The sequence below is a fragment of the Paenibacillus sp. 01T442 genome (genome assembly GCF_056398345.1).
Genome location: NZ_JBFTPF010000001.1, coordinates 326,580 through 341,807, shown reverse-complemented (window position 1 = coordinate 341,807; position 15,228 = coordinate 326,580). Strand labels below are relative to the sequence as shown.

General features: G+C 40.8%; 16 protein-coding genes and 2 pseudogenes. 1 reads left to right on the top strand and 17 read right to left on the bottom strand.

Annotated features, from left to right (window positions below; all coding sequences use genetic code 11):
• Positions 1–197: 197 nt before the first annotated feature.
• The 15 genes and pseudogenes from AC1DLM_RS01440 to AC1DLM_RS01370 form a co-directional block, all read right to left on the bottom strand.
• Positions 198–1,547 carry an ABC transporter substrate-binding protein gene (locus AC1DLM_RS01440; protein WP_477568851.1) on the bottom strand — a complete coding sequence of 450 codons (1,350 nt, stop codon included), beginning with the start codon at positions 1,545–1,547 and terminating at the stop codon, positions 198–200.
• 115 nt (positions 1,548–1,662) lie between these two features.
• A complete protein-coding gene (locus tag AC1DLM_RS01435) occupies positions 1,663–2,493 on the bottom strand; it encodes a carbohydrate ABC transporter permease (protein ID WP_477568850.1) in 831 nt (276 codons plus the stop codon).
• Positions 2,494–2,508: 15 nt separating this feature from the next.
• Positions 2,509–3,444, bottom strand: coding sequence for a carbohydrate ABC transporter permease (locus AC1DLM_RS01430; RefSeq protein ID WP_477569060.1), 936 nt, complete (start codon positions 3,442–3,444; stop codon positions 2,509–2,511).
• Positions 3,445–3,663: 219 nt separating this feature from the next.
• Positions 3,664–4,752 (bottom strand): glycoside hydrolase family protein, encoded by a 1,089-nt coding sequence (locus tag AC1DLM_RS01425; RefSeq protein ID WP_477568849.1) that lies wholly within the window; start codon positions 4,750–4,752, stop codon positions 3,664–3,666.
• 26 nt (positions 4,753–4,778) lie between these two features.
• Complete coding sequence (locus AC1DLM_RS01420) at positions 4,779–5,099, bottom strand: hypothetical protein (RefSeq protein WP_477568848.1); 321 nt, start codon at positions 5,097–5,099, stop codon at positions 4,779–4,781.
• 186 nt (positions 5,100–5,285) lie between these two features.
• Positions 5,286–5,723: a hypothetical protein gene (locus AC1DLM_RS01415; RefSeq protein ID WP_477568847.1), complete on the bottom strand. Its 438-nt coding sequence runs from the start codon at positions 5,721–5,723 to the stop codon at positions 5,286–5,288.
• Positions 5,724–6,040: 317 nt separating this feature from the next.
• Positions 6,041–6,514, bottom strand: a complete 474-nt coding sequence (locus tag AC1DLM_RS01410; protein WP_477568846.1) for a hypothetical protein — start codon at positions 6,512–6,514, stop codon at positions 6,041–6,043.
• Positions 6,515–6,691: 177 nt separating this feature from the next.
• Positions 6,692–7,672 carry an aldo/keto reductase gene (locus tag AC1DLM_RS01405; protein WP_477568845.1) on the bottom strand — a complete coding sequence of 327 codons (981 nt, stop codon included), beginning with the start codon at positions 7,670–7,672 and terminating at the stop codon, positions 6,692–6,694.
• 66 nt (positions 7,673–7,738) lie between these two features.
• Positions 7,739–7,888, bottom strand: a pseudogene (locus tag AC1DLM_RS01400) (cupin domain-containing protein); the annotation flags it as partial.
• 15 nt (positions 7,889–7,903) lie between these two features.
• Complete coding sequence (locus AC1DLM_RS01395; protein WP_477568844.1) at positions 7,904–8,236, bottom strand: carboxymuconolactone decarboxylase family protein; 333 nt, start codon at positions 8,234–8,236, stop codon at positions 7,904–7,906.
• Positions 8,237–8,308: 72 nt separating this feature from the next.
• Positions 8,309–9,346 (bottom strand): zinc-binding dehydrogenase, encoded by a 1,038-nt coding sequence (locus AC1DLM_RS01390; protein ID WP_477568843.1) that lies wholly within the window; start codon positions 9,344–9,346, stop codon positions 8,309–8,311.
• A gap of 71 nt (positions 9,347–9,417) precedes the next feature.
• Positions 9,418–9,579, bottom strand: a complete 162-nt coding sequence (locus tag AC1DLM_RS01385; RefSeq protein ID WP_477569059.1) for a hypothetical protein — start codon at positions 9,577–9,579, stop codon at positions 9,418–9,420.
• 62 nt (positions 9,580–9,641) lie between these two features.
• Positions 9,642–9,767, bottom strand: a pseudogene (locus tag AC1DLM_RS01380) (aldo/keto reductase); the annotation flags it as partial.
• A gap of 401 nt (positions 9,768–10,168) precedes the next feature.
• Positions 10,169–10,633 carry a dihydrofolate reductase family protein gene (locus AC1DLM_RS01375; protein WP_477568842.1) on the bottom strand — a complete coding sequence of 155 codons (465 nt, stop codon included), beginning with the start codon at positions 10,631–10,633 and terminating at the stop codon, positions 10,169–10,171.
• A gap of 30 nt (positions 10,634–10,663) precedes the next feature.
• Positions 10,664–11,839, bottom strand: coding sequence for an MFS transporter (locus AC1DLM_RS01370; protein ID WP_441987708.1), 1,176 nt, complete (start codon positions 11,837–11,839; stop codon positions 10,664–10,666).
• A 383-nt stretch (positions 11,840–12,222) separates the two neighbouring features.
• On the opposite strand from AC1DLM_RS01370, the gene AC1DLM_RS01365 reads away from it, so the two are divergent.
• Positions 12,223–12,768: a TetR/AcrR family transcriptional regulator gene (locus AC1DLM_RS01365; RefSeq protein ID WP_441987707.1), complete on the top strand. Its 546-nt coding sequence runs from the start codon at positions 12,223–12,225 to the stop codon at positions 12,766–12,768.
• A gap of 1,191 nt (positions 12,769–13,959) precedes the next feature.
• Here the strand turns inward: AC1DLM_RS01365 and AC1DLM_RS01360 are convergent.
• Both AC1DLM_RS01360 and AC1DLM_RS01355 read right to left on the bottom strand, forming a co-directional pair.
• Complete coding sequence (locus AC1DLM_RS01360) at positions 13,960–14,403, bottom strand: hypothetical protein (RefSeq protein ID WP_477568841.1); 444 nt, start codon at positions 14,401–14,403, stop codon at positions 13,960–13,962.
• 113 nt (positions 14,404–14,516) lie between these two features.
• Positions 14,517–14,945, bottom strand: coding sequence for an SRPBCC family protein (locus AC1DLM_RS01355; RefSeq protein ID WP_441987705.1), 429 nt, complete (start codon positions 14,943–14,945; stop codon positions 14,517–14,519).
• Positions 14,946–15,228 lie beyond the last annotated feature (283 nt).

Below are 15,228 nucleotides of genomic sequence, written 5' to 3'. Positions count from 1 at the left end.
AGACACTAAAGTAACGAACGTGAGCGGAAGTAAAATGAATATCGAAAATGATATTTGGGTTTTCCTGTAAAATGAAAATCTCATTAGCCATTTCATGCTCTCTTAACTCCAGTCTCACAAAATTCTTTATAGCCACTATAGCATATATTTTCGGATACTTGAGAACAGAGAAAGGCAGCCTTTTGGCCGCCTTTAACCTACTTTTTGTTTTGTTGAATAATTTTATTCGCATCTTCAATCATTTTCTTTTGTGCAGCTTCCGGTGTTAGATTATCAAGCAAGAATGTGCTTAATCCGTTTTCCAGAACCGGTTTCAACTGACTGGAGTACGATGTAGAGTAGGACGGGTCGTAAACCGATTTAATGCGCTTGTCGAACAGCGTTGCAGAAAGGGAGTTAACATCAATCAAATCCGTTTTGTCACCGACAAGTGCTTTAAGAACTTTATCTTTATCGACATCTTTCAAACCTGGCAAATCACGGATAAGGTCCAATTGCTGTGTCAAGTATTTGGCAAATTCATAAGATTCTTTCTTATACTTCGAGCTTTTCCCTACGCTTACAAAGCCTCCACCGAGATTGGAAGTTCCAACCTCTACATTTTTAGAGGAGACAGGCATCGGCGCGAATACGGTTTTGAATGTATGCGGGAATTTGGTTGTATCCTTAATCAGATTCAAGACAAAGTTTGCAGTAGGAATCATTGCTGCCTTGCCGCCCAGGAACTCGGAATCGTAACGCAGCTTGCCGCCAATAATGTCCGAGTAAAGCTTAACGGATTGATCGTCTTTCTCCATTGCACGACGAAGATTAAAGAAATTTTTGAACGACTCGTCTCCGAAAACCGGCGTTTGATCCTTTTTCAAATATGGATTTGGCAGCTCGGTATAGGCTGTCATGTTCGCATATTCTCCCCAAGTATGGAAGAAAGCGCCGTATTGTTTGGTATCACCGCTGCCTTTCGTCATCTTCTTCGCGTAATCGCGGAAATCATCCCAAGTCCAGCCCCATGTTGGAACAGGCAATTTTGCAGCGTCAAGAGCATCTTTGTTGATTGCGACCAACCAAAGCTGACTGCTATTTTCCAGTCCAAATACCTTACCATCGTATTTCGGTGTCATGAAGTAGGTATTATCAGCATTGATATTGTCTTTTTTCAGATATTCATCGAGTGGCTCTAATACACCACGAGCTGCTCTTTCAGTTACGAAGTCAACATTTGAAAAATCTGTTACGTCGATGCTTTCTCCGGATGCAGCCATGAGATCAAGCTTCTTGTAAAAATCCAGTATGTTGCCATTATTGACTAATTGTACATTCTCTACATGAATATTTGGGTTCTTCTTCTCAAAGTTACCAATAATTTGATTGATCTGCTCAATGGATGGGCCAGTAGCCCAGTTGTAATAATTAATCGTCACTGGATTGGCAGCGGTTGCAGCAGTTGCAGCTGGAGTCACCGTCGCGTTCGGTGTTTGCTGTTTTCCACAGCCTGCCAACATGGAGACTGCCAACCCTGATACTAAAATCATTTTTAAAGCTTTCATCTTTGTTCCCCCTATGAATTATTTGAATTGGACTGTGTTGATAAACCTATTGTATATGGTTATTTCTTATCGTTGTGTGCACTATTTTGATTTGGTTGTGCACTATTATTGTCTCTTATCCTTTGACCCCGCCGCCGGCAATTCCGTTAATCACTTGTTTTTGTAAAAGAATAAAGATAATGACAAGCGGAATAATCGCTGAGACTGAAGCCATCATAGTGATTGCATAGCTGGTGGCATATTCATCTTTGAAAGCTCCCATGCCCAGAGGAATTGTAAATAATTTTTTGTTCAGCAAGAAGATCAGCGGATTCTGATAGTCATTCCAAGTCCATAGAAATTTCAGGATTCCTACAGTTGCAACGATCGGCTTAGCCATAGGCAGTGCGATTTGCCAATAAATTCGAAAAAAACCTGCCCCATCGATTTTGGCTGCTTCTAAATATTCATGGTGAATACTCAACATGAACTGTCTCATTAAGAATGTTAAGGCAATCGAGAAAGCCCCCATCACAATTAAGGCAGCATGTGTATTGTAGAGACCCAGCCATTTAATCATAATGAATCGAGGAACCAATGTCGACTCTGCTGGGACAAGATAAAAGGATAACAATAAGATGAACATCTGATTTTTGAAAGGAAAATTGAGCTTTGCAAATGCAAAACCAGCCATCGATGAGAAAAGCAATGTGAGTAATGTCAAAATGGCCGCAATTTTAAAGGAGTTAAAGTAATTCAAACCGAATGGAACGGTTCCCATCCACACAGTTTTGAAATTGTTGATAAAATTCCATTGCGTAGGAATCCACTGAATCGGGAACACCATCACATCTTTTTCAATTTTCGAGGCAGCAGATAACATCCATAGCAATGGCGATATAAATAATAAGGATAAGAGTCCCATGAATACAGTAATGACACTCTTCGTAATTTTGGTTGTACCCATCGTTTCACCAACTCTCTAAAATTGTTTCTTTTGAATCCACCACGTAATGGCAGTCACAACGGAAATAATGAGAAATAGAACCCAAGACAATGCAGATGCATAACCCATACGAAAGTTTCTAAAGCCCTCTTCGTAGATATAATACACAAGTACGTTTGTGGAGTTATTAGGACCACCATCTGTCAAAAAAGCAATTAAATCGAAAACTTTAAAGGAAGCGACGATGGATGTGATACTAAGGAAAAACGTCGTTGGTCCGAGCAGCGGCAATGTAATATTTAAAAACCTCTGAACCCAATTCGCCCCATCGATGGATGCAGACTCGTACAAATCTTCTGGAATATTCGTTAATCCTGCCAAGTAGATCACAATGTTATAACCGATATTAATCCATACGGCTACAATAATAATTGCCCAGAGGGCAAAATCTGTGCTTCCTAACCACTTAGGCGGATCAGTAATCCCTATGCTCATAAGCAAATGATTGACTGGCCCTTTAGATGGGTGGAACAGCGCCGTAAACACAGTTGCTACAGCAACACCGGTTGCTATATAAGGAATGAAGAAAACCACTTTGAAATACTCCTTGAGATATACGGCCGAATTGATAATTACCGCAAAAATTAAGCCAAGCGCCATGCCAATTGGAACAGTTACAAGCGTATAGAGCGCATTGTTCTTTAGAGCGAGGTATAACTTCTTATCTGCTAACAATGCTTTGAAATTATCCAATCCAATGAAATGAATGGCTTTTACCCCACCTACCAAATTCCATTCCGTAAAGCTCAAATATAACGAGAATAGCAACGGGAAAACACCTAATAGTATTATGCCAAGAAATTCAGGTGCAACAAACATTAAACCTATAGCAGATTCTCTTCTCTGATTTGTCCAATAGGATCTTTTACGAACCTTTGGCTGCACTTCTACCTTGTTTATATCCAAATTCATTGCCACTTCGACTCACTCCTTCTCTAGTTGTTTCACGTTTCCGCGATCGATATACTGTAATGATAATCAAAAAAATAACAATCAACGAGATATGGATTTTACCCAAGTGTGCACAATGTTTACCTTTTAGGCTCATATCGCATACTCGCATTCGCGTGTTAGATAAGTGCTACATAATGACAAAGCAGCCAGGATGACCTGACTGCTTCTATAAAATTATTATTTTAAAGGGATAACCATATTCCACGTATTTGAAGCACTTGTAAATTCCCCAGGACCGTCTGCTGTCGCGAAAAACATATGTGTCGGTCTATTTTCTTCAAATAAAATGAATGGCCTCTCTAGACTTCCCATTTTTTGCTTCGTTCCATCATCCCACTTTATCATCCGCGTATATGATTTCTGGTCCTTAATAGCTTCCCATTTCAAGCCGTCTCTGGATCGTGCTAAAATCCCCCCATGGTACTCGCCGCATATATTGCCGGTCATATCCTTGGCGATCATTTCATACCCGCCTGGCACTTGATAAATAAACGGATCCTCTAAATTAAAAGTTTCAGTAGGAAAAATGGATTCACCTGATAATGCCGTATAGGAACCCAAATAGTGATCGGCACGAGCCACACCAAATGACATTTCAAAACTATGTAAAAATGTCGGATACGGCTTTGATTTATACGTTCTCGACTTATACACGAGCAGAACGGAACCGTCTTCATGAATACAGGGTGCCGGATTGGAAGTGAAAAAGTTGTCAAACTTGTCCGGTCTAGGGTGCAAAATGGGGCTGTCTAACCTAGTCCAAGGTCCTGTTAAACTCTTCGAAGTAGCAATTCCTATTCTCTTATTGGATCGTGCTACGATACACCTTGGATCATTCATATCAAATTGTTCTTCCGAATCTACATCCTTGAAGGGGTGGGTTGACCCCATGTAGTATAAAATGTAAGTATCCTTATGCTTAAGAATCTGTGGATTGTGGGTGCTTCTTCCATCCCAATATTCTGCCCCTCTAGAAGGCAATATAACTTCTTCAAATTGGTAAGGTCCTTCTGGGGTATCCGAAACCGCCCGTACAATCTCTGAAGCTACAAGCCAGCCAGGATGCATCGGCAAATCCTTGGACCATCTTGATGCGAACATATGATATCGGTTGTCATCACCTTTTATAACGGAACCGCACCAAACCCAGAATCCCTCCATTTTAAATCCGCCATTTCTTGGTGCGGGCATCATTTGTTGAGAAAGCATCATTGTAATCTTGTCCTTTCCAATTTTAAATTTAATACAATCTTTCGAATCAGCCATAATTCCTAAATCCTAAAACGGAAATGTTATGCCTTCCACTCATCCAATAAATTCGAGACTTGGTGCAGCATTTCAACAGATTGTTCAGCCATCGAACCATCCTCGTAAATGCCAATGTTGATCGTTACTGCTACACCTTTCTGCTTGCAGGACACTATATAATCGAATAGCTCCTCCAAAGAAACCTTAGGGGGAACAATCTCGCCAGGTGCATCCCAGTGTCCCCAAGCGCAGTCGAGCCAGAAAAGTGCATGCGGCTGCATGCCAGCCGGAAGCTCTTCATTAGGAAGTTTTCCGAAGTCTGCCTCTCCTGCTAGAAAATCCTCCATATCAAACACATACTTCATTGAGTTCGCACCCGGACACATCGAAATGGCTGCTTGGGGATTCCCAGATCTTACAGCAGCGAACCATAAATCCTGATCAAAGCGGGTATTATCCCATTCACGAGTTCTTAAGAATGATTTTTCTGTGGCATTGTAACAGCCGTCAAACCACCAGCCGTCTGCTAGAAGGCCAAATTTATTGGAATATTACTTGACAAACAACATGTACTTTTTCATAAATTCACTTTTATCTGAGGGATGGAGATCCCAGCCAAAAGCTTCGCGTAATTTTTCAATATTGGCATCAACTTCTGATGGAAGATATGCAATAAACTTATTACTTGACTCTTTCACGCGGATTGCAAGCTCCAATGCGAGATCGCGTCTTGAACAGCATCCTGGAGCGATTGATTCTAGATACCTATTATAAGAGCAATAATAACCCGTGTTTTGACCTAAGGTGAAAATTAACCAATCAGCACCAGTGTGGTTGAACTGTTTCATGAACTTTTCCATGTCAAAACGATCGATCATTGAATTGAAGTCTTGTTCATGCTCGCCTGATCTGGGTTGTGTGCTACTTAAATAATGAACCATTACACCGAAATGTCTCGCTTCCTTCATCCATATTGCTTTACTAGACATGTCCAGTTTCTCCTTTCAAATTATCAGTAAGTCGGAGGATTCAATAATTACTAAGACTTATTATAATTAGTAGGACATTTTTAGTGTGTGGTTAAATTCCACCTAAGTGTGCACTTTCATAACTACTTGTAAATTTTTGTTGCAATCATAAGAAAAGCTGAGCGTCTGCTTGGATAGCAGAGCTCAGCTTTTGTTTACATTTACTTCGAATAGATCAATGATTAAAGAGTGCTTTGAGTACTCATTTTTTAAAAATCTCGTTCTGGAGCATCTGCATTCCCTTTTCTCAATTTCCGACCATATGAACAGGCAACCTCCTATTTCCAACGCATCGTCGGTCCTATCCGATTCTGCTCCTTAATCTGGTCGATCGCTGACTCAAGTCCGTCAGTAACAAGGTTGTATCCTGCAAGTCGGTCCACTTCAATCTCGTCGATATGCTTCCCGACTACTACCGACGGGATCACGTCGGCGAAGCGTTGTTCCAAGTCGAGGCATATCCGATCCGTCGCATGAGGAATGATTTGGATACCTATGATGACGTCATCAACCAAGGTAATAGTCACGGAGATGGACGAGTCGTAGCTCCCGTAATTACCTGTCGCCGTGTGGATGCCGTCAACATAGATAGACTCTTTACCTATTTTTGGACCCAAATTACTAGAATCAGCATTCAATGAAAATGGCGATTGCCCGACTGCCGTATCCTTTGTTGAGAATGAAGGCATGACAATTGATAAGGAAATCACTAAGATCGTCGTTACTTTAATCCAGTTTCTCATTTTAGTCATAATCGTACCTTTTCCTTTCCTTGCGAAATCACCTTTGTGGTCGAACGGGGGCTGCAACATGCTCAATCGTCCATGGCGGCAGTGTCGGATACAGCATGTAAAAAGCGATAAATAGAAACAGGTTTCCTATCATCATTTGAATAAATGATTTCGTCCATATACGTTCTACAGTGTTCATTATTGATGACCTACGACCCGGTGAGGTACATACGGTTCTTCAAGCAACGCCATTTCTTCAGATGTTAACTTAATAGAAAGTGCAGCTTTTGAATCCTCAAGATGGGATGTTTTTGTTGCACCGACAATTGGGGCGGTTACCGGTTCTTTCTGCAACAGCCAGGCAAGTGCGATTTGGGCGCGGGGAACGCCGTATTTTTCTGCGATAACCGCCACCTGATCGATGATTAATCGATCGGTATCCGCAGTCGCATCGTATTTCAATTTCACAATTTGATCGGTTTCCGAACGATTTGTTTTTTCCTGCGGATCTTTTGTCAATCTACCTCCTGCGAGTGGGCTGTAGGGAATCACACCAATTTTTTCAGCCTTACAGAGCGGCAGCATCTCTCTCTCTTCTTCGCGATAGATGAGGTTGTAATGATTCTGCATCGAAACAAACCGGGTCCATMCATTTTTCTCGGCTGTGTGAAGGGCCTTCAAGAACTGCCATGCGTACATGGCAGAAGCACCTATGTATCGTGCCTTCCCTGCCTTCACTACATCATGCATAGCTTCCATTGTCTCTTCGATAGGCGTATGGTAATCCCAGCGGTGAATTTGGTATAGGTCCACATAATCAGTTCCCAGACGCTTTAGGCTTTTATCAATCTCACTCATAATTGCCTTTCGGGATAGTCCGGCACCGTTTGGACCATCATGCATACGCCCATTAACCTTCGTAGCAAGCACAATTTCTTCACGTTTTGAGTATTCCTTTAAAGCTCTTCCAGTAAACTCCTCACTTGTTCCGGCTGAATAGACATTCGCCGTATCAAAAAAATTGATACCAAGCTCCAGGGCTTGTTTAATGATTAGACGACTGTTCGCTTCATCAAGAACCCATTGATGTCCACCCTGCACAACTACACCAAAACCCATACAACCTAGACAAACCCTGGATACATCCAAACCAGTATTTCCGAGCTTTACATATTCCATATGTCACCAAACCTCATTTCTTAAGTTTTCTCGGTGGAGTGATCTTCAAGTCAGTTTTGCGCAAAGGATGTTGACGACATCGCCTTGTTTAGGGAGACGCGTAGCTTTCCCTTCTTCTTGATACCATCCTTCTCCACCTGTGGCTAATAAAACTTGTCCAATTTTATGGGAATGCCAATTATTTCGTGCACCTGGTGCAAAGGTTACATTCCCAATAACTGCATATGCCATTTATTCACCCTCCTCTTTAGTAAAGATTTCTTTAGCTCTGTTAAATGCTGACCAAGCTTTTGGCCATCCTACATAGAAGGCAAGGTGGGTGATGATTTCTGCCATCTCTTCTTGTGAAATTCCGTTCGCTTTTGCTCTTTGTAAATGAGCTGGTAATTGTTCAAGGTTCCCACCAGCGATTAAAACACTAACTGTTATCATACTGCGATCTCGAGGAGATAATTCATTCTCTCGGGACCATACTTCACCGAATAATACATTATCGTTAAGTTCTGCGAACTTAGGTGCGAATTTTCCAAGTAAATCTCGCCCTGCTGTTTGTTTTTCTGGCAAAGTTGTTATCTCCTTTGTTAACCACTATAGTAATGCTCTCTAATGTACAAGTTCTTTCTCTTACACTTCTCTTTATTGAGGTCTAATTAGTACTTTGAGCGCTTCGCGTTTGTCCATGGTACGATAACCTTCTGGAACCCCATCCAGATCAACAGTTACATCAAATACACGGCCAGGCTCAATTGTACCGTTAAGGATGTCGGGTAATAATTCTTCCATATATGCACGCGTTGGCGCTGGTCCCCCCGTTAGCGTTATATTACGCCCAAAGAGACTAGCAAAGCCGATGGGAGCATCCTCATACTGAGGTACCCCAACACGGCTGATAACCCCACCAGCCCTTACTACACCAAGGCTCATCTCATAAGCAGGCATTAGTCCGACACATTCAAGAACAACGTGTGTTCCTTCCCCATTCGTCAACTCTCGAACTTTCGTAATGCCCTCTTCTCCGCGCTCAGAAACAACATCTGTTGCGCCAAATTCAACACCAAGATCTGTCCTTACCTTATGGCGACCCATGAGAATGATTTTCTTGGCACCGAGTTTCTTCGCTGACAGGACGGCAAGAAGACCAACAGCTCCATCACCGATAACCGTTACTGTCGTATTTTCATTCACGCCTCCCTTCACAGCCGCATGATAACCAGTGCCGTATACATCAGACAATGTTAATAGGGAAGGCAGCAATGGAGAGTTCTCATCTATTTCGTCAGGCAGTTTGAACATACTTCCTTGTGCTTGAGGTACTCTAACAAACTCCGCTTGGCAACCGGACATAAACCCACCGTGGATACATGAAGTCATTAATCCTTCTTGGCAAAAAGGACAAATGTTGTCACCAAAAGCAAAAGGAACGACAACCAAATCGCCTCTTTTGAATCCGGTAACGTCTGATCCCATTTCTTCAATTCTTCCGATCACTTCATGCCCCATGGCTTCACCTTTGCCATGCTCATGGGCATGCATGCTGTGATAAGGATGGAGGTCGCTTCCGCAAATACAGGCGGTAACCACTTTCAAAATGGCATCAGTCGGTTTTTGCAATTTCGGAACGGGTACTTCTTCTACTCGAACGTCACCAGCAGCGTACATCATATTTGCTTTCATTCCAATTAACCCTCTTTTCATTTATGAAACTTTTTGTTTTGATTTGAACTTTCGGCAGAATTAGGATTTCCCTATTTGCCGGTCCTCTTCTTTTCTGCTTCTGGATAACGGTCACCAACAATTTGGATCTTGGCGATTTCTTCATTGATCTCCTGTAGCTCTTGTTCAGTAAAAACGATATTAGTTGATGCAACATTTTCAGAGATTCTGCTGACATTTGTTGTCCCTGGAATTGGAACAACAAAGGTCTTCTGGGAAAGAATCCATGCAATTGCTATTTGTGCAGGAGTTACAAGGAGTGCACGACCTGAATCATTTCATTACGGTCTTTTGCCGGCCCCCGATGATAGTTCAGCCCCATACACCCGAATCCAAGCAATGAAGTCTCCAAACCGTTGTTACCCAATGTTCTTTTCTTCATAAATCTTAAGTCCTCCCTTTCTTTAATCCGGATCTCATAAATCCGATGAAACGGTCCTATCTTCAACCAAACTTCCTGACATGTTTCAAGATAATCAACTAAATTGTCAAAGAAGCAAACACTGTATGGCGGATAGTTGCAGGACATATATTCGTATAGTAAAATTCCACCGTTTCCTAATTAATCAACTTGTGTTTATTATTATAAGATCAAGATGCGTTAATTCAATGGTTAAAGAAACGTGATTTGTTGATAAATCAACATAAGGAATTAATATGTTAAGTATCTTTAGAAGGTATGGAGGGTAAACGTTGGCTAAAGGTATTGGGGAACTCTTAAAACCCAGAAAGCTTAAAAAAGTGTCTTGTTGTTGAGCTAAAGTTCCTCGTCCCTCGTTTAGTTTATGGATTTATCACATAATTCATCCATAATCCACCATCGTCCAGTTTTTCAACGCTCTTTAAGATGAAATTCACTGGCTTAGTCTTTTGAAGATGAGCACTCGTTTCAAAAAGTGTCAAAGAGTTAGATGCACCATCAACAATTGGGATTGAAATTAAGCTTACCTCGTCAACTAAACCTTCATTTAAAAAAGAACCGTTTAAAACGCCCCCGCCTTCAAGTAGTAGTTTATCGATGGAAAATAACTTCTTTAGCTTTTCTACAACTACTGTGAATTTTAAACGTTCCTTTCCACCAAAAATATAAGAAATAACTAGCTCTCTTAGATGAGCTAAATAAGCATCGGCTACTTGTTCGGAAAGTACTTCTACAATTTGATGACCAAATCGATCATCATCATCTGATATGGCAATTTTTCCATCTAATGACGTTAACATGTGACAAATAATATATGGTCTTTCCAATTTAATCCCTCACTTATCCCAGATATATGTTTATTGACTAGAAAGCTGACGAGCGGGAGTGAACAGGTAATGTCTTAGTAAGATGGTTACAATACTAAAAACTAAAGAGAGTATTCCTACTAATGCAACGTATGGCGTACCCATTTGGGATATAAACACCCCGCCTACAGCTGCACCCACTGTTGTCCCAACGTTACAGGCCGATATAAATAATCCATTGGCAAAATCGGGTGCTTCGGGAGCTGAAGAGGCAATCAGATATTGATTAATATTTGCCATTATTCCTCCAGCCAGTATTCCCCAAATTATTGTTGTAATAGCCGTAGGAAGAGCAAACTGTCCTGTAAAGAATAAAATGATGTAGACAACAGTCAATAACAAAGGAAAATATATGACAGATTTGGCGGCACTATGAATAAGCAGCCTTCCTGCGACAATGTTTCCAATCATATTGGCTCCGCCGAAGAGGAATAACGTTAAGCTTATGTGGTTAGGAGACATATTGGTTACTGTTTTCAGATATTCGGTAATATAGCTATACACTCCAAATACAGCTGAGTTTAATAAAATGACAGTCACGATTGAAATCCATAAAATTGGTTTCTTTAATACGGAAAATTGCATGCCATAAGAAAGCCTTTCCTTAACAGGCATAGATGGTAAAAATACCAAAGTAGCAATAAATACAACGGCATTTACGATTCCAAAGAAGGCCATCGCCATTTCATATGAAACGGCGCTATCAATAAAGCTTGCGATCGGTACACCGGCTACCATACCAGCAGATACTCCTATAAAAACTTTGGACACGGCTTTTGGAGCTTCTTCTTTACTTACCGAGGAAGCAGCTAATGTAAACGCCAAAGAACAATAAATGGGGTGAAAAAGGGCTGGTATGATACGAGCAATTAATAGAATGTTAAAGTTAGATGTAATTAATGATACGGTGTTGCCTAGAACGAAAACTGCTAATACAAGCAACATGACCTTCTTGCGATCTATTCCTGAAAACAGTAAAGGCATGATTGGGCCGGAAATGGCAATGCCTAAGGCAAAAACACTCACCAACAGTCCAGCTTGAGTGACACTGACATCAAACCGCTCAGCAAGGGAAGGCAATAAACCAATAACCCCCATTTCAGTATTTAGAATACCGAAAACTCCTACTGTCAATATGAATATCAATAAATGATTTCGTTTTTCCAAAACAACCAACTCCTACCTTTCGAATGAAATAAACTAGAAGCTGCCAGCGTTACTTTTTTCTTTTCAATCATATGCCATATCCCCTTTATTTTTATTCATAAGCTTTTTTAAAAAAAGAACTCTTTGATCTCAACAACGATTTAAAGAGTTTGTTTAATCAATCCATTGGATCTATTAATGCGGGACGCAGTTATGATAACATCCCCTATTTTGGGTAAACTAAAACTTTAACTCGAAGCTGATAAACGATATAATTTGTTTAATCAACCTATGTCTATTATTATAAGGGTGAGCAACCTATATTCAATGGTTAAAAAAACGCAGTTTGTTGAGATCTCAACATCGCATTCGAAATTGTTAATTATCTAAGGGCGGAGTATACGATGGCAAAAATGGATCGAAGAATTGTAAAGACGCAGGAATCCTTGAAAAAAGCTGTTATTGAATTAATGAATGAGAAAAGTTTCGATGAGATTACCATTCAGGATATTGCAGACCAGGCAAACCTAAACCGCGGAACCATTTATCTTCATTATCAGGACAAATACGATTTGTTGGATAAACTCATCGAATCGCACATGGATGAATTAGGTGAGATGGATGAATGGGCATGTAAAATGGATTGGAGCAATGGACTTATCCCTTTTTTTGAGTACTTTGAGAAAAACTATTTATTCTTTTCAACTATGTTAGCCAGTAAAGGGGCCTCCGGTTTTAGGACTCGGCTTCTTAATTACACTATGGAAGGATTCAAAGGCGAGATTGATAGAAAAAGTGGGCGAAATGTGGACTTAAATGAAGATGTTATGTTGCAATATGCTGGCACCGCTTATGTAGGAGTAATTGAATGGTGGATTAGAAATGGAATGCCGTATTCGCCGCAAACCATGGCAAAACAAGTTGGAGCCTTATTGGAGAGAAGTCTATAGTACGTAGATATTCAATACGCAGCTTATTTCTTACTGGACTGAAATCCTGCATTCATGAGTCTGGATACTGAATTAATTCGAGGGAGTTTAATCGTCACCTCGTGGTCACCTATTGTCTACTTCAAAACTTATTTGCCACCCGATAACTTCTGTTGGATGACAAATAAGTTATGAATCGAGTAGGAGGGGACGGCTAGTCCCCGACCTCTCACACCACCGTACGTACCGTTTGGTATACGGAGGTTCATGTTCTTTTCCGCAATAAACTGTATCTGTCCGTCTTCTCTTTATGCCGTTTGTAAGCTCAGCCCTTCTGAGTACCCTCGCGTATTCACCGCTACTTTCCTCAGATAAGTTCTCTTGAATTGTCTGCTTTCATCGCTTACCCTCGAATGCCAAGTCGTTCAATTCCTAGTTCATGTTCAGCCCTTCCTCAAGGTGTTGCAACACCTTGCGTACTATGGCTTCTGTTGACTTGCGCTGATTCAACCTACTCTCACAAATAGGATTACGAAGTTCACTTCGCTTACCAACAGATCTCCCCAGGTAAGAACGCTATCTTTCTCTCCACCTATCTGCCACATTTACTTCCATTCGCCTTCGGCAGTATGGACTTTGGCTTGGACGAGCTAATGGTTACTACTGCCTTCACCATTCGGGATTTACACCCTATAGATAGCACCCATGCTGGGCGCACAGTGCAGAAAGCCAGCAAACATAAGGCTTTGCTGGCTTCTTCTTATTAATATCCCGAACACCCTTGGCGAAATGCCTAGCGCGCGGTGCAAATCCTATTTCGGACTTCTTCGGTTTCTGGAAAAGACCACGAGCGCGGCGATCACCATCGCACCGAAACCCATGGTTTTGGCTGACTCGGATTCCATTCCCAGCAACATGCAAAGATTGGTAACCAAGCTTTTCGTTAGGAGTGCAACCACAATCAGCATGATAGGACGAATAATATTGTACTTTTTCAGATGTGCCACCCTTTCTTATGAGTCTGCTAATTTAATTCTTTTCTTCCATTATTTAGCTTGTACATTTCCATTTGACCCTTTATTAAACAAACCTACCCATTTCTATTATAAACAAAAGAGGAGTTGCCGCGAAGCAAGCCCCTCAACTATCGTTCACCGATAGCTTAATGGACAAGTGAATGTGAATAATCCATTACAAATCCAGCCTTTAATATCACTGCGATTGCGCATATGTTTGTGTCGCCGTACATTTTTTCTTCTTCTTCGTCGCCGCCAATAATCCCATTCGGATCAGCGCGTCCTTGGTACCTCCCCTGGCAAGACTGATTAATATGTTCGCTCCTTGGGCGGGGATAAATGTGACTGGAAAGCATGATACGAGATCAATGCCGTTCTGTATAGGCGAATTTGTGGTGTCAATMTCCGTGTTTGCAATGGAGCGCAAAAAACAAAGAAAAAGCCCCGATGCTGTATCGCTACAGTTGGGGGCTAGGAGTAATTCATAAATTACAAAATCCTTAAACTTTTTACTCATATACTTACTTTGAATATCTGAATTCATAAATATCTCAACTACCCTAAGCTCATCTGGCAGCCTGAATACAAAGCTTTTGTCTCCGCCAATTTTAAGAACCTCAACTCGATAGTTATATTTCATCTTTCATATCACACCTTATTTTCTCATGATATTGTTTTAAGAGAGGTTAATATATAGGATACGCAGTTATAATTCTTCCTAAGGTATCCAACCCATCCGTGTTTTCAATGGTTCTAAAACTTCCGTTTATGATACGGAAGACCCTCGCCTTCTTCGCAATACTGTTTAAGACTGTACAAAAAAATAGCCCAATTATAATTACATACGCGATAAAATGCGGTCACTTCCTCCCAATTCATCTGACGAAAAATGATTGAAGTCTTCCCGTTTTTTTCCTCCATATCAAAAGAAATTGTCGTACTTATCCATTCTGGATCTGAATCCACACACTGCCACAAAATCTTTTTATCGGTAACAAGCTCATCAACTCGCATCTTTGTTAAGCCTTTGCCGCCGAATCGGAACTCATTTATACAACCGATCTGATTATTGACTATTAGTTCATTTGTCCATATTTCTGAAAGTCCTTTTGTAGTGGTTAATGCTTCATATACCATTGAAGCTGGAACATTCACGGTCTGTAAGTGCTCGATATTTGCCATATTGCTCATTTCCCTTCTTTATAAGGAATATGTAATTATTTGTATATGTATATCTTTGATTATACCATGGTACGGTGGGTGTGATTTCTTTTCGATTGCTCATTTTTGAAATAAAGCATTAGGGAAGGTTGTTTAACTAAACTGCCAGTTAGATCAACGATCGCCCGACATAAGTCATCAGTTATCAATATACATCAGGATAAAGAAAAACGGCGGTAAAATTGATCGCCGTTTTTCTTTACAACATAGTGGTATGGATATTCATAGGGATAATAAAACTGCA